General features: G+C 66.3%; 13 protein-coding genes. 7 read left to right on the forward strand and 6 right to left on the reverse strand.

Annotated elements, in window-relative coordinates:
* Window positions 1-159 precede the first annotated feature (159 nt).
* Entirely contained in the window at window positions 160-1194 is a 1035-nt protein-coding gene (locus A5756_RS24880; RefSeq protein WP_066958710.1) for a dihydrodipicolinate reductase, read from the forward strand.
* Here A5756_RS24880 and A5756_RS24885 read toward each other — a convergent pair.
* Window positions 1191-2237 carry a dihydrodipicolinate reductase gene (locus A5756_RS24885; protein ID WP_066958589.1) on the reverse strand — a complete coding sequence of 349 codons (1047 nt, stop codon included), beginning with the start codon at window positions 2235-2237 and terminating at the stop codon, window positions 1191-1193. The two genes, A5756_RS24880 and A5756_RS24885, sit on opposite strands and share 4 nt — an antisense overlap.
* A 12-nt stretch (window positions 2238-2249) precedes the next feature.
* Window positions 2250-3488 carry a cytochrome P450 gene (locus A5756_RS24890; protein ID WP_066958591.1) on the reverse strand — a complete coding sequence of 413 codons (1239 nt, stop codon included), beginning with the start codon at window positions 3486-3488 and terminating at the stop codon, window positions 2250-2252.
* Between the two features lie 138 nt (window positions 3489-3626).
* Between A5756_RS24890 and A5756_RS24895 the strand changes: the two genes are divergently transcribed.
* Window positions 3627-4715 carry a dihydrodipicolinate synthase gene (locus A5756_RS24895; protein ID WP_066958594.1) on the forward strand — a complete coding sequence of 363 codons (1089 nt, stop codon included), beginning with the start codon at window positions 3627-3629 and terminating at the stop codon, window positions 4713-4715.
* Here the strand turns inward: A5756_RS24895 and A5756_RS24900 are convergent.
* Complete coding sequence (locus tag A5756_RS24900; protein ID WP_066958596.1) at window positions 4677-5831, reverse strand: ABC transporter substrate-binding protein; 1155 nt, start codon at window positions 5829-5831, stop codon at window positions 4677-4679. The genes A5756_RS24895 and A5756_RS24900 overlap by 39 nt on opposite strands.
* A 99-nt stretch (window positions 5832-5930) precedes the next feature.
* Between A5756_RS24900 and A5756_RS24905 the strand changes: the two genes are divergently transcribed.
* The 5 genes from A5756_RS24905 (at window position 5931) to A5756_RS24925 (ending at window position 10285) form a co-directional block, all read left to right on the forward strand.
* The gene (locus A5756_RS24905; protein ID WP_066958598.1) at window positions 5931-7034 is read left to right on the forward strand and encodes a dihydrodipicolinate reductase; all 1104 of its coding nucleotides are present in this window, start codon (window positions 5931-5933) and stop codon (window positions 7032-7034) included.
* Between the two features lie 40 nt (window positions 7035-7074).
* Window positions 7075-7707, forward strand: a complete 633-nt coding sequence (locus A5756_RS24910; RefSeq protein ID WP_066958600.1) for a TetR/AcrR family transcriptional regulator — start codon at window positions 7075-7077, stop codon at window positions 7705-7707.
* Between the two features lie 117 nt (window positions 7708-7824).
* Complete coding sequence (locus tag A5756_RS24915; protein ID WP_066958602.1) at window positions 7825-8619, forward strand: SDR family oxidoreductase; 795 nt, start codon at window positions 7825-7827, stop codon at window positions 8617-8619.
* Between the two features lie 10 nt (window positions 8620-8629).
* On the forward strand, window positions 8630-9793 hold the full coding sequence (locus A5756_RS24920; protein ID WP_066958604.1) for an NDMA-dependent alcohol dehydrogenase: 1164 nt from the start codon (window positions 8630-8632) through the stop codon (window positions 9791-9793).
* A 21-nt stretch (window positions 9794-9814) separates the two neighbouring features.
* Window positions 9815-10285: a hypothetical protein gene (locus tag A5756_RS24925; protein ID WP_066958605.1), complete on the forward strand. Its 471-nt coding sequence runs from the start codon at window positions 9815-9817 to the stop codon at window positions 10283-10285.
* Window positions 10286-10703: 418 nt separating this feature from the next.
* Here the strand turns inward: A5756_RS24925 and A5756_RS24930 are convergent, their stop codons facing one another.
* From A5756_RS24930 to A5756_RS24940, 3 genes are all read right to left on the reverse strand, one after another.
* Window positions 10704-12029 (reverse strand): dipeptidase, encoded by a 1326-nt coding sequence (locus A5756_RS24930; RefSeq protein WP_066958607.1) that lies wholly within the window; start codon window positions 12027-12029, stop codon window positions 10704-10706.
* Between the two features lie 111 nt (window positions 12030-12140).
* Window positions 12141-12533, reverse strand: coding sequence for a holo-ACP synthase (locus tag A5756_RS24935; protein WP_065444533.1), 393 nt, complete (start codon window positions 12531-12533; stop codon window positions 12141-12143).
* Window positions 12534-12564: 31 nt separating this feature from the next.
* Complete coding sequence (locus tag A5756_RS24940) at window positions 12565-21810, reverse strand: type I polyketide synthase (protein WP_066958609.1); 9246 nt, start codon at window positions 21808-21810, stop codon at window positions 12565-12567.
* Window positions 21811-22014: the final 204 nt, after the last annotated feature.

Consider the following 22014-nt stretch of genomic DNA (forward strand, 5'->3'; position numbering starts at 1 on the left):
ATAGGCGTTATCGGCTGCCGGAACGAGTTTTTGCCTTAAGAACACAGCACTGCCGATACATTGGAGATCCGCGATGCGACGTGAGGGAGTCGATACTTGACCACCAGCACCCGTCCACTACGAGTCATCCAGTGGGCCACCGGCGCCGTGGGCAGCGAGATGGTCAGGGCCATCATCGATCACCGGCCAGACCTCCAATTGGTGGGCGCGCGGGTGTATTCCGACGAGAAGAACGGCGTGGACATCGGAACGCTGGTCGGCAGAGAGCCGATCGGCGTCACCGCAACCACCGACGTCGCGCAGATCCTCGCGCTCGACGCCGACTTGGTGTTGTACGCGCCGTCGTTCACCGATGTTGACGACGTGTGCGCTCTCTTGGCGAGCGGAAAGAACGTGGCAACGCCGGCGTTCCTGTTCCACCCGCGACGGATCCCGGAAGCCGACCGCGCGCGCCTGCAGGCCGCGTGCGACAAGGGAGGCAGCACCATCCACGGCAGCGGCCTGAACCCCGGCAACCTGTCCGGGGTGCTGCCGCTCGCGCTGTCCGGGATGAGCCGCACCATCGATCGGATCACGCTGCAGGAGCGCGCCGACTGGACGCTGTGGGAGAGCACCGAGATCACCTTCGACGGGATGTGGTTCGGTCGGCCAATCGAGGAGGTCACGCCGACGGCCAACGAGTACCTAAGCTTCCTGACGAGACTGTTCGTCGAGCAGACGTGGTTCATCTCGGACGTCTTGAACGGCGACATCGACGATGTCTCAGTCACGCTTGAAGCCGTCCCCGCGACAAAGGACTTGCAGATCTTCGACCACGTTGTCAAAGCCGGTACTACCGCCGGACAGCGGTGGAACTTCGACGGCCATCGCAACGGGGAGACGCTGGTCGAGTTCGAGACGCTGTGGACGGTCGGCGGCGAGTACCCCAAACAGTGGCCCAAACCCCTTGACGGGTGGACGCTGACCATCGAGGGCGATCCGTCCATGCGGACGCACTTCTTTCCCTTGGCCAGCTTTTCGCGCGATGCTTCGATCGAGGAGCACGTCAGGGCTGGATTGATCACCGTCGCCATGCAGGTCGTCAACGCCATTCCGGCCGTGTGCGCCGCGCCGGCAGGGTTCGCGACGATGGCCGATCTCCCGCTGGTCCGCAGCTACACCGGTTTCGGCAATCGAAGTCCGGGGGCGCTCTAGCGGTTGGTCCAGTGCGCGACAAATGGGGTGATCGTGGAAACGTCGTAGAGGCCCGGATCGGCCGCCATCACCGTCGGTATCGCGTTGATCGCATGCATGGCGGTGGCCAAGCAGCCTTGTTTGGCGTGATCCTGATCGTGCGAGCCGATCACGAGGTGGCACTTCAGGTTCGGCTCGCCATCAAAGCTCAGCTCGTATCCGATCTCCGTCGGCCAGTCCGGCGCGAGGTCATCGGCCATCCGGGTGAGGTGCTCGACAGCCACGGTGGTTGCACCGCAATCGATCTCGACGCCGAAGCGCATGGCGGCAACCGTGCCCGCAGGGATCTCGCCGGCGGCCACGGTCAACGCCCGCGGCGTGGTCTGGACCTCGCGGAAACCCTGCACGGACCTGATCTTGAGCCCCAGCGACTGTGCGAGCACGGTGGCACTGCCGATCCAGGCGCTCGCCGCGTAATCGGTGTTGGTCAGCAGCGGCGTCGTATCGTCGGTCGTATGTCCGAAACCCATGGCATTGAAAATCAGATCATGGCTGGCGTAGGTCGAGTAATTCAGGACTTCACGCACGCTGATCCGCCTGGTACGCGCGGTGAGTCGCGACAGGACGGGCGCAAGTGATTCGCCGAAGAATCCCGGGTATAGGCCGACCCCAAGGAACGAGGATTGTCCAGTGCGACAGGCGTTCTCGATGTCATCTGCCAACGAGGCATGCAGCGAACGGGGATGGATGAAACGGCTCCCGGTGGCCACGACGTTCTTGCCCGACGCGAGCAACTCGCAGACGTCGGCAAAACAGCCCGGCGTGTCCGTCTCGACCTTGCCCATGTAGAGCACCACGTCGGCGTCGGTGTTGATGATCTCGTCGCGATCGGCGGTGGTGTGAAGTCCGACCTCGCGGCAACCACACAGCGTGCCGGCGTCCACTCCCGCCTTCGCGGGGTCATAGACGCGCACCCCGACCAGTTCCAGATCCGCTCGCTCGATGACGTGACGAAGCGAAATCATCCCGGTAACGCCAGTGGCCCACTGGATCACCCGTGGCATCGCATACCCCTTTCAATCCCACACGACGTCGAGGCGGGGCGGGGAACGGAACATCGTGCCGGTGATGTACGGCGGGGGTGCGTCGGGATCAAGCCGCAGGTCGGGGAGTTCGTCGAAGAGCGCGTTGAAAATCTTGGTGGTCTCAAGCCGGGCCAAGTGCATACCAAGGCACACATGTGCGCCGTGAGCAAAGCCGATGTGCGGCTTACGCTCCCGAAAGATGTCGAACTTTTCTGGTTCTTCCCAACGTGTCTCGTCGTGATTCGCGCTTCCCAAACTGAGCATCATGGTTGCGCCCTTGGGAAGCTGCACTCCGCCGATCTCGGTATTGCAGGTGACCTCGCGCATGAAGTTGAGCAGCGGGGTTTCCCAGCGGATCCCTTCCTCGATGGCCTGATGCAGCAAGCTGCGATCGTCGCGGACGGCGTCGAGTTGGTCGGGATGCGTCAATAGCGCCAGGGCCAGACTGGCCGTCGAACGCGAGGTCGTCTCCGCGCCGGCCGGCAGCAGGTTGCGCATGAAACCGTAGATCTGTTCGTCGGACATCTTCACGCCATTGACTTCGGCACCGGCCAGGATCGAAACCATGTCGTCCTTCGGGGCTTTTCGCTTGTCGGCAAGTATCCCGACGAAGTACTCCTTCATCTCGGCCGATGCGCGCAAAGCGGCTTCCATGTCCCCGCGGAAGCCCAGCAGGTCGATGGCGAGTCGGTGGAACTGCAGCACATCGGCATCCGGAAGTCCCAGCAGTGCTGCGATCACCCGCACCGGGATCGGCATGAACACCGCATCGACGAGGTCGGCACGCTTGGCGTCCTTGAATTTCGCGATGGTTCTCTCCACCAAGGGACCGACGAGTTCGGCGTCCCAGCGCTTCATCGAAGAGCGGGCGAAGGCGAACTCATGCAGTTTGCGGTAGACCGCGTGTTCGGGTTCCTGCATCTCCAGGATGGTCGGCCCCTGGAGTGGCCGGACGACATCTTCGTAGCAGCGCGTACTGAAGGTGATGTTGTCGGTGAAGATGGCCTTGACGGTGTCGAACGTGTAGGCGGTGAAGGTCGGCGGGCCGTCACCCGAATTGCCGACCATCCCCATCTCCGGCCAGCCGGCGTGCACCGGGCTCTGTGCACGCAGCTTCTTGAGCATCGGGTATGGCGATGCGTCGCCGTCGGCACCCATGCCTTCGTTGAATCTGTCCTGTGCGTCCCGAATGCTCTGTTCAAGCTCCTCGACAGTCGCCGGCTCGGCCATGTGACGACTCCTCACTCGTGCATCGGCTCGCACAACATACACCTTGCTGGTTGAAAACCTACATGATGTAGGTTGAGTGGGCCAGTTACCGTACGGACCGAAACAGCAACCAGGAGCGTTCGATTGGCAACTCGAGTCGTGCAATGGGCTACGGGCGCGGTTGGCCGTGCCGCGCTGCAGGAACTGATTGAGAATCCTGATTACCAGTTGGCCGGTGTGCTGGTGTACGACCCCGCCAAGGCCGGGCAGGACGCCGGAACCTTGTGTGGGCTGCCACCCACCACCGGAGTCCTCGCCACCTCGGATAAGGAGGAGATCTTCGCGCTGGGCGCCGACGTGGTCATCCACGCCGCCAGCAAGGCGCATGCCGTCGAAACCAACGCCGAAGATATCTGTCGGCTGCTCGCCTCGGGAACCAATGTCATCACGACCACCTCGTACAACCACCTGCCCACCTACGGGGCGGAGACCGAGCGCGCCTTTGTCGCAGCCTGTCGCGCGGGCGGGTCCCGCTTCCATGCGGCGGGCGAGAATCCGGGCTTCATGTTCGAACGCCTGGTCGCCACGATGACGGCGCTGTCCAAGACCATCGACCGGATCGATCTCTTCGAGGCCACCGACGTATCGGCGGTCGACAGCAAACCGATGCTCGTTGATCTCATGGGTATGGGCAGACCGCCCGAAGATGTAAGCGTCAATTCCCCGATCATCAAAAAGCTCGACCTGGCCTATCGCCAGGCGCTCAACGCGACCGCCGACGTCCTTGGGATTACGCTGTCACATGTCGACGTGTCGGTCGACGCCACGACACTACCCCACGACCTCGAGGTCCGCGCCGGCACTATCGAAGCGGGCACTGTTGTCGGACAAAGGTTCTCGTGGGTCGGTCACTGGTCTGACCGGCCGCTGCTCGCCATCCACGAGGAGTGGGTCCTCACCCGCGACCTCCCGCAGTGGGGCCTAAAGCCCCTCACTCCCGGCGAAAAGGCGCCGCTGATCCGGGCCGTCATCAAGGGAAAGCCAAGTTTTGAGTTGCAGCTGGATGTCGGATGGGACGACGAGCCGCCCACCGGAACGCACGCCGAGCCGGGGCATCTCATGATCGCGATGGGGGCGGTGCGCGCGATTCCCGACGTGCTGGCTGCCCCAGCGGGCGTCGTAACCGCCCCGGTGTTCGGTGCGATCCAGCTAGCGGGGACCAGTAAGAGTCAGACCGACCGCGCGTGAGATGTGGTCACTTGGCGCAGCGTGGAACACGTGCGCCGAACCGTCCGGCAGCACCCGGCGGGCGATCAAATAGTCCGTGCCCATCCAGCCTTGCCGGATGCAGCGGCCGAATCGCAGAAAAGTCCCCGGCGCCCCACTGGCCGACGGGACGAGCTTGACCTGCTCGATGCCCTCTTTGGCACCGCCCCCGGTCAACGGGCGCGCGGCAGCGAGCCCACGCGCGATCACCGTCGCCACGTCGTGCGTCAGGCCGGGCATCGAATGTGCCGGCCTGCGGCCAAACCGGGCCTCGAAGCGATCCAGGAATGCCTGCCCAACGAGATTGCGCTCGTCGTAGCTATCCAGCCCGACCCAGCCCGACAGCTGCCGCATCCACTCGGCGTTGATGTGAGCCATCTCGAATGCGGTGGTGGTGTACCGCGGTGGATCCCATCCCACCGCCCGCAGCGCGTCGGTGAAGCCCCACAGCCCGTGGCCGAACCCGACATGCACCAGGGCGTCTGGCTCGGCACCCCGCAGCTCGTTGACGACCTTGGATTTGTCGGCTTCCACCTGCGGTATCGCGACCGTGGTCACGACCTTCAATCCGGCAGCAGAATAAGCCTTTTCGGCGAACGCCAGGTACTCCTTGCCGATCAGGGATGCTTCGTAGGCGATGGCTATCCGCGATCGCCCGTCCCCGAGCATCACGGCGGCCAGCATCACCGGCTCTTCGGGCATCGATCCGTTGTTGAGCGCAAACGTCCACTCGCCGAGCGCTCCCTCGGAGCCCGACAAGATGATGTTGGGAACCTTGGCCACTCGTTCGGCGTGCGCCGCCAATGGCACCGCGTTGTCGGAGACATACGGACCGTAGATCGCGAGACACCCCTCGGCGACCAGCTCGTCGTAGGCGGTCTCCACGGCGTGGTACGTGCCGTTGGGGAGACCGATCACATGACGTTCCACCAGCTCTACGGGCCGGTCGAGCAGACCCGCGGCGACCGCCTCGTCGAAGACCAACCGCAGTGTGTCGACAGTGTCGTTCTCCGTGCTGGCTTGGGTCGGATAATCGTTGAGCAACCCCACTTTCAACGGCGCAACCGATCCGTACGCGCGAGCCTCTACGTCTGCCATTAGGGCAACATACAATACGAAGGTTGTCCGGCCGCCGACGGAAATGGGCGTTTACGAAATCGCATATACGGATTGCCGGGTATTGGTAACGTCGCCGCCATGTCCGTCGAACCGGCCACCGGCAGGAAGTACCGCGTCATCCAGTGGGGCATGGGCAATGTCGGGACGCTCGCGCTGCGCCACATGGCGCACAACCCCGTCTTCGACGTTGTCGGGGTGCTGTGCAATCGCCCGGAGAAGGTGGGCAAAGACGCCGGCGAGCTCGTCGGGGTTCCAGCCATCGGCGTTTTGGCCACCACCGACAAGGACGCGCTCGAGGCGTTAGACGCGGACTGCGTGTTCTACGCGCCGCTGTGGTCAGACCTCGACGAGATATGCCGACTGCTGCGCGGCGGCAAGAGCGTCGTCGCCTCGGGTGGCGCGTGGTGGCACCGAACCGAGGCCAACGCGGCTGACATCGACAAGATCGAGGCCGCATGCGCCGAGGGTGCGACGTCGTTCCACGGCGGCGGAATCCATCCCGGCTACGCCGCGGACCTGCTCGTGCTCACCTTGGCCCGGATCGTCGGCAAGACCGATCACATCCACATCTACGAGGCGGTCAACTTCAACAAAGACACTTTGAAGTATCTGGACGAGATGGGATTTGGGAAGACGCCGGACGAGTTCGCCAAGGGCAATCTCTTCGCCGACGCCTGGTCGCTGTTCGCACAGTCGCTGACCATGGTGGTGGAAGGACTGGGCAAAACGGTGGAGAAGTTCACTACGGACGTCAAGCTGGGCATCGCAACCCGCGACATCCCGTACGAGGGCACCGCGGATATGGACATGCCCGGTCTAAAGGGCGTGATCGAGAAAGGAACCGTCGCCGCCCAGCATCACCTCTGGACGGCATGGGTGGACGGCAGGCCGTTCATCACGCTGCACGAGCTGTACTCGTTCATCGAACACGACGCCATCGAACCTAAACCCGATTGGGAGCCCTACTACCACTACAGGATCGTGATCGAGGGCGACCCGGGCACCGAATTAGTTCTGCGCGGTGACCAGAACGCTCGTGACACTGCCAAACCCGGCTACGTCGGCTACGCGTGGACGGCGATGGAGCCGGTGAACACCATTCCCGCCATCTGTGACGCACCGCCGGGGTTCAAGTCCCACAGCGACCTCGGGCTGATGCCGGTGATCGGCATCGTGCGCTGAGCGGTTCAACATACAAGATGAATGTTGCTACGATGCTGGAATGGCCAAGCGCGGTGGCGCCGACGGGGAGCGCCGGGCGCGGGGGGATCGGACTCGGCGCGAGTTAGTCGACGCCGGTCGCGCGCTGTTTGTCGAGAAGGGATATTTCGAGACAAGTATTTCGGACCTGGTGACGAGGTCCGGTGTAGGCACTCGCGGTGCCTTTTACCACCACTTCAAGGACAAGGCCGAACTCTTTCGCGCGGTCTTCGAAGAGGTCGAACGCGACCTGACGCTGCGATCGCTCGCCTCACCGCCGCAAGGCGCCGACGCATGGGAAAAGTTGTCCGTCGGGATGCGCGGATTCCTCGAATCCGCTCTCGAACCCGAAGTGCAGCGCGTCATGCTCATCGACGGACCGGTGGTGCTGGGTTGGCAGACGCTGCGCTCCATCCAGGAGAGCAACAGCATTGCCCTGATCAACGAGTTGGTGGACGAAGCGATCGCCGAGGGCATTATCGACGACCACCCGGTCGGAGAGCTGACGCATCTACTCGTAGCGGCAGTCGAGGAGGCGGCCCTCCTCCTAGCGCACGCCGACCGCCCAGCCAAGGCCCGGGTTAGGGCGGCCAAGGTTCTGGACCGGCTCCTGCTCAGCTTCGCCCTCGAGCCTCGAAAAGTACTGCGACGATAGTTTCTGCCCGGAAGGCGGAACGCTTGCGCTACATGCGGAAATGATTGTTCTCGATAACTGAATATGATTCCTCTACCGAACTGATAATGTTCCTCTCGACTTCTGCTAGGAGAGCCGATGCCTGAGACACCACCGCTGCGAGTTGCCGTGGTTGGAGCGTCTGCGGGCCTGGGCCGGTGCATCGGTATGGGCCTGGCCGACAAGGGCACCCGGGTCGCATTCCTCGCCCGGCGTCGTGACCGCCTGGAGAACGCTGCCAAAGAGGCGGGCAACGGCGCGGTTGCGGTCGCGGTCGATGTCACCGATGGTGCGGCGTGCGGGCGGGCGATCACCGAAGTCGTCGATACTTTCGGCGGCTTGGACGCGCTCGTGTACACCACGGGTGTCGGCGTGCTCGCACCGCTCACCGATGTCAACGCCGAGCAGTGGGGGAAGCTGTTCGCTACCAACGTGACCGGTGCGTCCCTCATCACCGCTGCCGCTGCGCCGCACCTGGCCGCCTCGGCCGGATCCGCGGTGTACCTATCGTCCCTGAGCGCCTCCTATTCCGCGCCGTGGCCGCTGCTTGGCGCGTATGCGGTGTCCAAAGCCGCCCTCGACAAGCTCGTCGAGGCATGGCGCATCGAACATCCCAACATCGGCTTCACCCGACTTGCGGTCGGAGACTGCTTCGGCGGTGAGGGTGACTCACAGACCGAGTTCAACAAGGCCTGGGACCCCCAGGCTCTGGAGGCTGCCATCCGCTACTGGATGGACCATGGCTACATGCAGGGCGGCCTTGTCGAGGCCCCACACCTTGTCGACGTCGTCCATTCCGTACTCCGTTGCGGTAACAGCAGTTTCATCCCCTATTTAACCTTGGCGCCTCGGCCGTCCGGCGCGGTGGCCGAACTCCGACAATGGGACATCTGAAGGAACCGCGATGAAATCAAAAGCGGCCGTGTTGCGCGGTGTAGGTATGGACTGGGAAGTCACCGAGGTCGAACTCGATCCGCCACATGCCGGCGAGGTCCTGGTCAAGATGGCGTACGCCGGCATCTGTCACTCCGACGAGCACTTCTACACCGGCGACAGCGTGCCCACCAAGGAGATGGAAGAGATGATGCGGGCGTCGGGGCTCCCGGTGCCCGAGTGGTTTCCCATGCTCGGCGGACACGAGGGTTCCGGTGTTGTGGAAGCGGTCGGCCCCGGGGTGAACACCTTGCAACCCGGTGACCACGTGGCCATCTCGTTTTTCCCCGCCTGCGGCAGCTGCCGATGGTGCGCGACCGGCTACACGTACCTGTGTGACGTGGGCGCCGATATCTACGACAAGGCGATGACCACCGATGGCACTCGACGTCGCCATCTGGGGAGCGAGGACCTCATGGCGATGATGCAGGTCGGCACCTTCTCGGAGTACGTGGTGGCATCCGAACGCTCGCTGGTGAAAGTGCATGATTGGATTCCGCTCGAGGCCGCATCCCTGGTCTCCTGCGGTGTGACAACCGGATTCGGGTCAGGCTCAGTCGCGGCGGGCACCCAACCGGGTGACACGGTCGTCGTAGTGGGTGTCGGCGGAATCGGCATGAACGCCGTGCAAGGCGCGAAAGTCGCCGGCGCTAAGCACATCGTCGCCGTCGACCCTAACGAGTTCAAACGCGAGATTGCGCCGACGTTCGGCGCCACCCACACTGCTGTCGACACCGGCGCCGCGCTGGAACTGGTGAAAGAGATCACCTGGGGCGTGATGGCCGACCGGGTCGTTCTCACGCCGGGGGTGGTGCCCGCGGACATGGTGATGATGGGAATGATGTTGTTACGCAAGGGCGGAACATGCGTGCTGACCGCGATGCCGAAGATCACCGACCTAATGGTGCCGATGGTCCTTTCTGACATGATCAGCTCATGTAAGACGTTCAAGGGTGTGCTTTACGGCGAGATGAACCCGCGGGAAGCCATGCCGAAACTACTGTCGATGTACGAGGCGGGCCTGATCAAGCTCGACGAGCTGGTCACGCAGAAATACAAGCTCGATGACATCAATGAGGCCATGAAAGACCTTCGGGCGGGCAAGAACATCCGCGGCGTCATCGCCTTCGAATGACGTCGTGCGCCATGTGGTGCGATGAAGCGAAAACCGCGCGAAAAGGGGAACGACGCGATGAGCATGCCTGACATGGAGACTCAAGGACCCTTCCGTATGGATCCGGCCGTTGTCGTCTGGACACTCGTACGCGAGTTGCTTGATCAACAACGGTCACTCGTCCAATTAGAGCAAACGCTCGCCGCTGTCAAAGCCCAGCATGCCGACAACTATGATGAAGTAGTCAGCCTCACTTATAACCTCAAAAACCTCAGTGATCTAGTCGCCCTGAGAAGGCTTTGGTACTCGAAAGGCCTACCCAGCATGCTCGCAAAGCTCTCAGTAGCACTCGAGGCGCACGAAACGTTCGGCGATCAGGCCGTGTTTATCGACGACCCTGTCGACGCCGAGCTATGGAGAAGCAAATACTTTGTCGCCGTGAATGATTTGAGCGTGCCCTACCTCGAAACCAGCCAAGGCTTAGCGAAGCCTAGTTCGCTGCCTACGCCATGATGGCGCCGAGTCGTCTCAGCTCCAAATTCAAAACAAGTTTCTCAGCCGCGTGCCGGCAATTAGCGACCGAACGCGTCAGCGTCTTGATTGTGTCCCCTGGCGCAGCTTCAAATAGCACAGAGCTGAGTTGCGCAAGAAGGTGTTGATCTCGCGTGCAGGGCGGCGGACCGATTCACGCAACCATCTCACGTGGTCCGCACCCGCCGGGGCAGGCCCGTCGTACTGGCATTACTGCCCCAGCCAGAAATGGGGATACACGGTGCCAATACCGCCAGGATTTGACTGAGCGTGTGCCACCGGTTCGCCGTTACCGTTGACAACGGCCCGTCAGGCCCGGTGTATCCCTTCGCAGAAGCTGATCCGGCCCAAGTACCCCCACCGCGCCCGGCTTCCCCTGGCCGTGAAACTTCCGCTGCGGTCAGCCCAGGTTGGCCAGTAGCAGCGCCTCGGCGACGGCGGCGCGTTCCAGCACGCCCAGGTGCAGGCTTTCGTTGATGCTGTGCGCCTGGGTGCCGGGGTCCTCCACGCCGGTGACCAGAATTTTGGCCTGCGGGAACGCTTCAGCGAACTCGGCGATGAACGGGATCGAGCCGCCCATGCCCATATCGATGGGCTCGGTCCCCCACGCCTGCCGGAACGCCGCCCGCGCGGCGTCATACACCGGGCCGCTGGCGTCGATCGCGTAGGGCTCGCCGATGTCGCCGCGGGTGACGGTGACCCGAGCGCCCCAGGGAACATGCTTGTGCAGATGCGACGTCAACGCGTCCAGGTGCGCTTCGGCGTCACCGCCCGGCGCCACACGCATGCTGATTTTGGCGCGGGCCCGCGGGATCAGCGTGTTCGACGCCTTTTCGATGGGCGTGGTGTCGATACCGATCACGGTGATCGCGGGCTTGGCCCATAGCCGCTGCGGCGCCGAACCCGTGCCGATCTCGGACACACCGTCCAGCAGCCCGGAGTCGGCGCGGACCCGCTCGGGCGGGTAATCCACAGCGGCAGCAGTACTTTCGTGAAGGCCGGCGACGGCCACGTTGCCGTCGTCGTCGTGCAGGCTCGCCAGCAATCGCACCAGCACGCTCAACGCGTCGGGCACCACCCCGCCCCAGAGGCCGGAGTGCAGCCCGTGGTCGAGCGTGGCGACCTCGACCACGCAGTCGACCAGGCCCCGCAGCGAAACTGTCAGCGCCGGAACGTCGGTGCTCCAGTTGTCCGAGTCGGCGATGACGATCACGTCGGCGGCCAGCGCATCGCGGTGGGCGGCCAGCAACCGGCCCAGCGACGGCGAGCCGGACTCCTCCTCACCCTCGACGAAGACGGTCACACCGACCGGCGGTCGGCCGCCGTGCGCCTTGAACGCCGCCAAATGCGTTGCGATGCCGGCCTTGTCGTCGGCACTGCCGCGCCCGTACAGCCGTCCTCCGCGTTCGGTGGGCTCGAACGGTGGCGACGCCCACTGGCCGGCATCGCCTTCGGGCTGCACGTCATGGTGGGCGTAGAGCAGCACGGTCGGCGCGCCCGGAGGCGCGGGATGGCGCGCGATGACGGCCGGCGCGCCGCCCTCGCTGACGATCTTCACATCGCCAAAACCAGCCTGCGACAACAGATCCGCCACTGCCCGCGCGCTGCGGTGCACCTCGTCGCGCCGGCCGGGGTCGGCCCACACCGATTCGATGCGCACCAGGTCCTCGAGGTCGTGACGCACCGACGGCAACACCTCGCGGACGCGCTCAACAAGATCACTCATGATCTCGAGGCTAGTCGGCTTGCGCCGAGCTGGAGGCACCCCCGCTTTCGGAGGACACGCTGGCGTGACGCTGAACGTCGACAGTCACGCGGGCGTGACGCTCGGCAACGCTCAGGTCGTCTCCAGGATCGCCACCGCGGCGGCGGTGTCCCCCTCGTGCGTCAGCGACACGTGAATCGTCACGTCGGCCAGATGCTTGGCGATGTCACCACTCAGCCGCACCCGGGGCCGCCCCCACATGTCGGTGACCACCTCGATATCGCGGTGGATGTCCTCGGGTAGCACCGGCCGTTGCGCGAAGCGGGATCCCGACCAGGCCTTGATCACCGCCTCTTTCGCCGCCCAGCGGGCCGCCAGGTGCCTAGCCGCCGAAGAGCTCTTGTCCGACGCGTCGCGGCGCTCACCCGGCGTGAACGTCTCGGAGAAGACGGTTCCCGGCTGGTCGACCTGCTCGGCGAAATCAGGGATGGAGACGACGTCGATCCCCACACCGACAATTCCCATGGGACGCCAGGCTAACGGACGGTCGACGACGTCATCCGGCCGAGACCTCGTAGGCCTCGCCCTCACCCAGCCGCGACGCGGGGTTCAGCAGCATCGCCGCCTCCTGGCGCTTCTCCGGCGCGTCATGGTCGAAGCGACGACCCGACGGCCGCTCGTACATCGGCGCGCCGCCGGCGATGGCCGAGGCCAACCGGCGCTGACCGGCCAGCAGCCGCGCCTCGGCACGCCGCTGGTAGTCGGCGCGCTGATCGGCGTCCAGCGAGGCGATGAACACCTGCGGGTGCACCAGCGCCACGAGTCCGGACACGTGGCCGAACCCGAGGCTGGTCACCATCCCCGCTTTGAGCGGGAACTTCTCGCCCAGCCGCAGCGTCTCGCGCACCCAGACGAAGTGCGCCGACCCGGCCAGTTCGTCGTCGACACAATCCAGGCTGCGGTTGGGCGGGATCACCCCGTCGCGCAGCATCTGGCACAGGCCCATCATCTGGAACACCGCGGCACCGCCCTTGGCGTGGCCGGTGAGGCTCTTCTGCGACACCACGAACAGCGGGGCACCCTCGGAGCGGCCCAACGAGTCCGCCAGCCGCTCGTGCAGCTCGGTCTCGTTGGGATCGTTGGCCAGCGTGGACGTGTCGTGCTTAGAGATCACCGCGATGTCGTCGGCCCCGACGCCGAGCTTGGCCAGCGAGCGCGCCAGCGCCGAGTCCCTGCCGCCGCGACCGGCGCCCAGCGCGCCCAGTCCCGGTGCCGGGATCGAGGTGTGCACGCCGTCGGCGAACGACTGCGCGTAGGCCACCACGGCCAGCACCGGCAGACCCATCTTCAGGGCCAGGTCGCCGCGCGCGAGCAGGATGGTGCCGCCGCCCTGCGCCTCGACGAAGCCGAGCCGGCGCCGGTCGTTGGGCCGGGAGAACTTCGAGTCGTGAATGCCCCGGCCCCGCATCATGGAAGTGTCGGCCGTGGCCGCCATGTCACCGAAGCCGATGATCGCTTCCAGCGTCAGGTCGTCGAATCCGCCGGCCACCACCAGCTCGGCCTTGCCGAGACGGATCTTGTCGACGCCCTCCTCGACCGACACCGCCGCGGTCGCGCACGCGCCGACCGGGTGGATCATCGCGCCGTAGCTACCGACGTAACTCTGAATGACGTGCGCAGCAACGACATTCGGCAGCACTTCCTGCAGGATGTCGTTCGGCTTGTTCCGGCCGAGCAGGTTGCCGTGATACATGGTCTGCATCGACGTCATGCCGCCCATGCCGGTGCCCTGGGTGCTGGCCACCAGGCCGGGGTGCACCCACCGCATCAACTCGGTCGGGGTGAATCCCGAGGACAGGAACGCGTCGACGGTCGCGACGATGTTCCACAGCGCCACCCGGTCGGTGGAGCTGGCCATGTCCTGGCTGATGCCGTACACGGTCGGATCGAACCCGCTGGGGATCTGCGCGCCGACGACCCGCGACAGCTTGGTCTTGCGCGGCACCCGAATCTCGGTGCCCGCCTTGCGCGTGACCTGCCAGTCGCTGGAATCCGGGACCGGCCGCACCACCGTGTGCTCGGGATCGAACTCGACGAACGCGCGAGCGTCGGCCTCGGACGAGACGACGAAGGTGAAGTCCTTGTCCAGGAACACCGACACCAGCAACGGCGACGCGTGGTCGGGGTCGATGGCGCCGTCGTCGACGAACTCGCGAATGCCCACCCGCTCGACCACGGTGTCGTGGTACCGCTCGACCAGCTCGGCTTCGTCCACCAAATCGCCGGATTCCGTGTCGTACCAACCCGGTTGGGGGTCATCCTCCCAGCGGATCAGTCCGGTGGTCCAGGCCAATTCCAGAACGCCGGCCGCCGAGAGCTCGTTGTCGACCTCCATCTCGAAGCGCGTGCGCGACGAACCGTACGGGCCGAGCTCGGCGCCACCGACGATCACCACCAGGTCGGCGGGGTCGACGTCCAGGTCGGCCCATTCCGGGGGTGGCGCGGGATTGAAGCCGCGCGGCGGCGAGGGCAGCGCGGCGATGGTGCCCTCGGCCGCAACGTCTTCCGTGGCCTGCTCGCCCGACGTGGCCTGCTCGCGCGCCTTGGCGGCCAGCTCGGCCATGTCGAGGTTGGCCTCGGCGAGGCCGCCGGTCAGATCCGCTTTGATCGGCGCGCCGGCCGCGGCGACCTTCGACTCGACGTCGCAGAGGTCCAGCAGCATGCCCGCCATCTCGTCGGTGGAGTAGGTGGTGACACCGGCCTCCTCGACGGCCTCGACGATGGCGTCGTTGTGGCCCATCAGCCCGGTGCCGCGGGTCCAGCCGATCAGCGCGTGCGCCAGGCTGACCCGGGCGGCCCAGGAGGTCTCGGCGTGCCAACGGCTCACCAGCGCGTCCAGGGCCGACTTGGCCTCGCCGTACGCGCCGTCGCCGCCGAACATTCCGCGGTTGGGCGAGCCGGGCAACACCACGTGCAGCCGCGACGCGATGTCGCGCTCGGCGCCGATCTTGGACAGCCCGCCGATCAACCGCTGCACCGCCCACAGCAGAACCTTCATCTCCATCTCGGAGCGCGAACCGGCCTCCGAGAGGTCGCCCGCGACGCGAGGCGCCGCGAACGGGAACAGCAGCGTGGGAGTCTGCGCGTCCTTGATGTGAATGGATTGCGGCCCAAGGCTTTCGGTCTGCTCGGTGCCGATCCACTCCACCAGCGCGTCGATGTCCGAGTAGGACGCCATGTTGGCGGCCACCACCCACAGCGCCGCACCGTACCGGGCGTGGTCGCGATACAGCCCGCGGTAGAACGCCAGCCGCTCATCGTCGAGCTTGGACGTCGTGGCGATGACGGTCGCTCCGCCGTCGAGCAGTCGCGCCACGACCGACGCGGCGATCGAGCCCTTCGAAGCGCCTGTCACGACGGCGACTTCGCTGCTGTACGGACCGGGATCGGGGTTTTCGGCGCCCGCCGCGATGCGGCCGTATAGCGACGCGTGAATCTGGCGACCGGCGGCCAGTGATTTGCCCTGCCACCAGGTGGCCTGGGTTGCGACGACGTGGCCTGCGCCCTCGAACCTTTCGGAAAGGCTCTTCCACTGGGCGTCGATGTCACCCTCGTCGGTCAGCCAGAGCTTGACCAGATCCTCCCGGGCGCTGGCCCATCGGTCGTCGAACACGACGGCCTTCTTGGCGTCGAAGGCCGGCGCCACCAGACGCGGCCAGTCCGCGCCGAGTTCGGCGGTGACCAGGTCGATGAGCTCCGCGTCGGTGGCCGCCGGTGCCGCGCTGACCGGGTCGTCGTGGCCCAGCTGGCCCAGGATCAGGCGGGCCGCCGAAGCAAGCACCCCGTCGCGACCGGTGATCTGATCGGTGAATTCGCTCAACGCGGCCGCGTCAACGGTCGCCCCACCGCCGCCGCCCGACGACGGGAGCGCCACCGAGACGCCGCGGCGCGCGGCGACAGATGTGACGGCGGCGTCGATGACCTTGTCGACCGAGGCGGCGTCGGCCAGCGCACCCTCGTGCAGGTGGCCCATCGCGCCGCCGCGCACGCTGGTGCCCTCGCGGGTTCCCAGCGCCACTTCGACCGTGACGTGCTTGGCCCAACCGTCGCCGAGCTCCCACGTCTTCTTGACCCGCTCGGCGATGGCGCCGGGCCGCTTGCCCGAGGGCCCCAGCACCGTACGCAGCTGATCGTTGATCGCGTCGGAAAGCACTGGGCCGAAGGGCTTGTAGGTGCGCGCCAGCTTGGTCACCTGCGACCGCAGCCCGGCCAGGTCGGCCTCGGCGGCACCGTCGATGGCGCCCAGGTTCAGCTCCGAACCGAGGTCCACCAGCAGCTGGTTGCGCCGAGACGAGGCACCGTCGGTGATGGACTCGATGGAGTCCAGCTCCTCGATCTGGTCGATGCGCATCTTGGCCGACAGCGCGATCAACGCCAGGGTGGCGTCGGCGGCGTCGAACCCGATGTCGTCGGGTCTCGGAGCACCGGACGGAGCCGTGGCAGGGGCCGCAGGGGAAGCCTCCACGGGCGCAGCTCCCTCGACCGACTCGGCGGCGGGCTCCGCAGCCTCGTCGACCTCCGGCTCGGGGTCGGTGTCAGTGGCGAACAGCACCGCGGCGTCGCGCTCGGCGTTGAGCACTTCGACTGTGCTGTGGGCATATTCGGGCAGCTTGAGGGTGTTGGTGGCCAGTCCGGCGACGGTCGGCGCCGACTTCACGCCGATCTCGACGAACCGCTCCACGCCCAGGCCGCCCGCGGCCTCTTCGGTGAACAGCAGGTCCTGCGTCTCGATCCAGCGCACCGGGCTCGCGAACTGCCATGCCAGCAGCTCGATCAAGACGATGCGCGCCATGTCGTTTCGGCGCTCTGCGAGCCAGGTGTCGTAGTCGGCGAGGATCTCGTCGAGCGGCTCGGCGGGCACCAGGTCACGGATCTCCTGGATGAAATCACGGTCCAGGGTGAACGGACGCGGCACCAGGTTGGGGATGTAGCGCCCGATGATGACGTCGGGATTCTTGTCCCGCGGCATGACGCGTTCCAGCGAGCGGCGGAATTCGGCCACCCCGACGCGCAACACCCGCGAGTGGAACGGCACGTCGATGCCGGGCACCAGGATGAACGAGCGCTTGCCTCCAGTGAGCTCGCGACGGCGCTCGACCTCGGCTTCCAGCTCCTCCAGACCGCGGACCGTGCCGGCGATCGCATACTGCGAACCGCGCAGGTTGAAGTTCACGATCTCCAGGAATTCCCCGGTGCGGTCGGCGATTTCGGCGACGAACGCGGGCACCTCGTCGTCCGGCAGGTCGATCTGCGACGGCCGGATCGCTGCCAGCCGGTAGTTGGAACGGCCCATCTCGTCGCGCGGCACGATGTCGTGCATCTTGGAGCCGCGGTGGAACACCGTCTCCAGCAAGGCTTCCAGCTCGTAAATCCCCGTGACGCAGGCCAGCGCGGTGTACTCCCCGACGGAGTGGCCGCAGGCAATGGCATCTTCGACGAACGCGCCCTGCTCACGCATCTCGGCGACCTGCGCCGCCGCAACGGTCGCCATCGCGACCTGGGTGAACTGCGTCAGGTACAGCACCCCCTCGGGGTGGTTGTAGTGCACGCCGCTGGCAATGATGCTGGTCGGATTGTCGCGCACCACGTGCAGCACCGAGAAGCCCAGCGTGTCGCGGGTGAACTTGTCCGCTTTGTCCCACACCTTGCGGGCGGCCTTGGACCGGGCGCGCACATCCATGCCCATGCCCTTGTGCTGAATCCCCTGGCCGGGGAAGGCATAAACCGTGTGCGGGGCGGCCAGTCGGGCCGTCGCCGACATCACCAGGTCCGACCCTATGCGGGCGGAGACATCCAAAACCTCTGCGCCCTGGTCGATCCCGACACGCTCGACGCGGAAGTCGACCTCATCGCCGGGGCGCACCATGCCCAGGAACCGCGCGGTCCAGCCGACCAGCCGGGCCGGGGGGCGCGCCTGGCCGTCGGTGGCGGTCACCGCGTGCTGCGCGGCGGCCGACAGCCACATGCCGTGCACGATGGGCGAATCCAGGCCGGCGAGCAAGGCGGCGGCCCGGTCGGTGTGGATCGGGTTGTGGTCACCGGACACCACGGCGAACGGCCGCATGTCGACTGGGGCGGTCAACCGAACGTCGCGGCGGCGGCGACGCGGGGTGTCGGTCGCGTTCTCCGACACTGCGCCGCCGGCCCGCACCGGCTCGGTGAGTTCGGCGGCACCCGTGCGGCCTAGGATCGCGAACCGCTCATCGAGTGTGGCGATCGTCGCGCCGTTGGCGTCCGCGATCGTCACCGAGACGCGGACGACGCGGCCCATGTCCGTGTCGATGGCCGGCGAAGCCGTTGCGGTGACGGTCAATTCGGCCGCAACCTTGGGCAGCGCGCCGACCACGTGAGCGGCGTGGTCGAGGTGGACCAGACTCAGCAGGCCCTCCACGACGGGGATGCCTGCGTCGGTGACCGCCGAGCCGATCGCCGCGAAAACCGCGGGCCAGCACAGGCCGACGAGCGCGTCGGGCACGGTGGTCAGACCGGGCGCCAACGGCTCCCCGAAGGTGGCGGTGACTCCGGTGTGGTCGGCGACCCGCTCGGGGTCCCAGTCCACCGAGACCGTGGCGGTCCCGTCGACGACGGCCGGCAGGAATTCCGGCCCGTCGACTCCGGCGGCGATCGCCAGCACCGCGCGCATGGCGGTCGCGGCGTCTTCGGTGGACACCACCGGGGTGCCACCGTCAATCGTGTTGCGGGGCAACGTGAACGGGATGTCGATCCAGATGCCCGACACCGGGACACTCAGCACCACTCGGTCGCCGTCGACCTCAAGCCGCGCCCCGGTGAACGAGTGCGTAGCGCGACGGCTTTCGGGGCGTTCAGAGCCTTCGTGCACGAGCCAGTCGGCGGGGTCGGCGATTCGGTGTACCGGGTTGATAGCGGTGCGGCCGGCCCACTGCACGTCGGGAGCGTCGAGCACGACGGCGAGCGGCCCGGTCACGTCCGGGCGACCCAGCCGACGCGACGCGACGTCCCGCGGCTGACCACCGGAGGACAGCACCTCGTCAATAGCGGTCTGCTCGAAGCGGTCCAGCAGTTCACCTACGGGCTCGTCCATGCGGGTGATGCCGGCTACGGCCGCGGTGCCCGGGATGATGCACACCTGGTCGGCGTCGTAGCGGGCATCGTGCGCCTGCCACAGCGAGTCGCTGCGCCACCAGCGCCGCACGTCCTTGTCGATGACCGGCACGAAGTTGACCGGCTTACCCAGCATCTTGCACAGGGTGACGAAGAATGGGACGTCGGCCGGGTGTAGCTGCACGGTCTCGGCGTCGGGGTATTCCGCAAGCAGCGTGGCGATGGCCTGCTGGGGGCTTTCCAGCAGCGCAGGGTCATCGAACAGCGTCTCGATCGGGCCGGAATCGTTTGCGTGCAAACGGGCTTCGGCGCGCTGCAGCATCTGCTGGAACCGGTCACGCCAGGTGTCGGCCAGCCACGGGCTGCCCGGTGCGGCGGTGTCGGCGGTGGAGTTGCCCTCACCGATGGTCAGCTCGACGTAGCGCCGCAACCACTGCAAGTACGTCATGTCGGCGACGTCACCGAAGTACGGCTTGGCGGTGTTGGCCATCGCCGCGATGATCTCGTCGCGACGCTCGGCGACGGCCTCGGCGTCACCGGCGACCTCGTCGAGCAGCCGGCCGCACCGCGAAGCGCTGTTGTCGATCTCGTGAATGTCGGCACCCAGCTGGCTGCGGCTGGAAGCCATGCCGCCCACGGCTTTTCCGGCGCCGACCCACTGTTGGGTGCCTTGCGTCTCGACCAGCATCCGCTTGACCGATGGCGACGTGGTGGCCTCCTTGGTCGCCATCGCGGCGGTGCCGACCAGGATGCCGTCGATCGGCATCAGCGGGAAGCCGTAGGCCTGCGCCCACCGCCCGGACAAGTACTCGGCCGCTCGCTCGGGCGTGCCGATGCCACCACCCACGCAGACGGTGATGTTGGGGCGTGACCGCAACTCCGAATACGTTGCCAGCAGCAGATCGTCGAGGTCTTCCCACGAATGGTGGCCACCGGCGCGACCACCCTCGATGTGCATGATCACCGGCTTGGTGGGCACCTCGGTCGCGATGCGGATGACCGAGCGAATCTGTTCGACCGTGCCGGGCTTGAACACGACGTGACTGATGCCGACGTCGTTCAATTCCTCGATCAGCTCGACGGCATCCTCGAGATCCGGGATGCCGGCACTGATCACCAGACCGTCGATCGCCGCGCCGGACTGACGCGCCTTCTGCACCAACCGCTTCCCGCCGACCTGCAGCTTCCACAGATACGGGTCGAGGAACAGCGCGTTGAACTGATACGTGCGGCCGGGCTCGAGCAGCGTGGCGAGCTCATGGACGCGACCGGCGAAGATTTCCTCGGTGACCTGCCCGCCGCCGGCCAGCTCGGCCCAGTGCCCGGCGTTGGCCGCGGCGGCGACGATCTTGGCGTCGACGGTGGTCGGGGTCATGCCCGCCAGCAGGATCGGCGAGCGTCCCGTCAACCGGGTGAACTTCGTCGAGAGCTTGACCCTGCCGTCGGGAAGGCGAACGACGGTGGGGGCGTAGGTCGACCACGCCCGCGCCACCTCGGGGACGGCCCCGACGGTGAAGAGGTTGCGCTGCCCGCCGCGGGTCGCGGCGGGCACGATGCCGACGCCCAGGCCCCGGATAACCGGCGCGGTCAGCCGGGTCAGGATGTCGCCGGGTCCCAGGTCGAGGATCCAGCGCGCACCGGCCTCGTGCACCCGGCTGATCTCTTCGACCCAGTCGACACGTCGCACCAGGATGGCTTCGGTCAGCTCACGGGCCAGCGCGACATCGAGCCCGACCTTCTCGGCCCAGCCGCCGACGATGTCGATGCCGTCGGCCAACCGGGGCGTGTGGAAGCCGACCTCCACCTGCACCGGATCGAAGACCGGCGAGAAGACGTCCCCGCCGCGGAGCTTGTTCTTGCGGTCGGCCTCCTCCTTCTCCGAGATCTGCTGGCAGTAGAGCTCGAACCGGGACAGCTGTTCGGGGGTGCCGGTGATGACGACCGAGCGCCGGCCGTTGCGGATGGACAGCACCGGCGGCAGCACGGTGCGGACGTCCTGCGCGAACTCGTCGAGCAGCCGGCTGATGCGCTCGGGGTCGGCGTTGGTCACCGACACCATGGGCGGGCGGTCGCCGAGCACGGAGATGCCGCGCCTGCGGGCGACCAGCGTCCCGGCCGCGCCGATGAGCTGGGCCATTGCCAGCAGCTCTGCGTCGCGGGCGCCCCCGGCCTTGAGCGCCTCGACCGCGAGCACGCCCTGCGAATGCCCGGCGACGGCCACCGGCGGGGTGGCTTTGAGGTCCATGCCTTGACGGGCCAGCGCACGCACGGCCGCGATCTGGGTGAGCAGCACGCCGGGGATGGACACCGCGGCGGACGTCAGGTGCTTGTCCGAGGGCACTGGATCCTCGGCCGCCAACGCGCGCACCCAGGCGAGCGGCTCGAACCCGATCGGCCGTACCACCACCAACTCTTTGGCGACCGGCTCGAGCAGCAGCTCGACCTCACCGGCCAGCGTCGCCAGGTCGGATTCGACGCCGGCGGACGACACGAGTTCTTCGAGCGTTTCCAGCCAGGCACTGCCCTGGCCACCGAACGCAACGGCGTACGGCTCGCCGGCCGTCAGTCGGTCGACCAGAGCGTGGGTGTCACCGGCTGCCGCGTGGGGGCCTTTTCCATCGCGGCCAGCGGACACCCGCTCATGCTCGTGGATCGTCACGTCTGTGTCTCCCTCAATGCGTCATGTACGTCTTACGTATCAGTGCGTTCAGCCGGTCCGACGGGGACAGGAACTCACGGAGTCCGTCGATTCCGCATCGAATCGCGACCGAAAATCTGTCTGGCTGGTGCGTTGTCGGCGGACCCCCCGGGTTGAGCGGCGCGGCGGACTGCATCGGCTGTACTAAGAGTGTCATAAGGACGG

The sequence above is a fragment of the Mycobacterium sp. 852002-53434_SCH5985345 genome, from assembly GCF_001667155.1.
Classification (GTDB): domain Bacteria; phylum Actinomycetota; class Actinomycetes; order Mycobacteriales; family Mycobacteriaceae; genus Mycobacterium.

Excerpts from the sequence above, each read along its gene's own strand:
- A5756_RS24920 (WP_066958604.1), top strand. The coding sequence starts at position 8,630 with ATGAAATCAAAAGCGGCCGTGTTGCGCGGTGTAGGTATGGACTGGGAA.
- A5756_RS24885 (WP_066958589.1), bottom strand. The coding sequence starts at position 2,237 with ATGCCACGGGTGATCCAGTGGGCCACTGGCGTTACCGGGATGATTTCG.
- A5756_RS24910 (WP_066958600.1), top strand. The coding sequence starts at position 7,075 with ATGGCCAAGCGCGGTGGCGCCGACGGGGAGCGCCGGGCGCGGGGGGAT.
- A5756_RS24935 (WP_065444533.1), bottom strand. The coding sequence starts at position 12,533 with ATGGGAATTGTCGGTGTGGGGATCGACGTCGTCTCCATCCCTGATTTC.
- A5756_RS24890 (WP_066958591.1), bottom strand. The coding sequence starts at position 3,488 with ATGGCCGAGCCGGCGACTGTCGAGGAGCTTGAACAGAGCATTCGGGAC.
- A5756_RS24900 (WP_066958596.1), bottom strand. The coding sequence starts at position 5,831 with ATGGCAGACGTAGAGGCTCGCGCGTACGGATCGGTTGCGCCGTTGAAA.
- A5756_RS24930 (WP_066958607.1), bottom strand. The coding sequence starts at position 12,029 with ATGAGTGATCTTGTTGAGCGCGTCCGCGAGGTGTTGCCGTCGGTGCGT.
- A5756_RS24880 (WP_066958710.1), top strand. The coding sequence starts at position 160 with ATGGTCAGGGCCATCATCGATCACCGGCCAGACCTCCAATTGGTGGGC.
- A5756_RS24915 (WP_066958602.1), top strand. The coding sequence starts at position 7,825 with ATGCCTGAGACACCACCGCTGCGAGTTGCCGTGGTTGGAGCGTCTGCG.
- A5756_RS24925 (WP_066958605.1), top strand. The coding sequence starts at position 9,815 with ATGAAGCGAAAACCGCGCGAAAAGGGGAACGACGCGATGAGCATGCCT.
- A5756_RS24905 (WP_066958598.1), top strand. The coding sequence starts at position 5,931 with ATGTCCGTCGAACCGGCCACCGGCAGGAAGTACCGCGTCATCCAGTGG.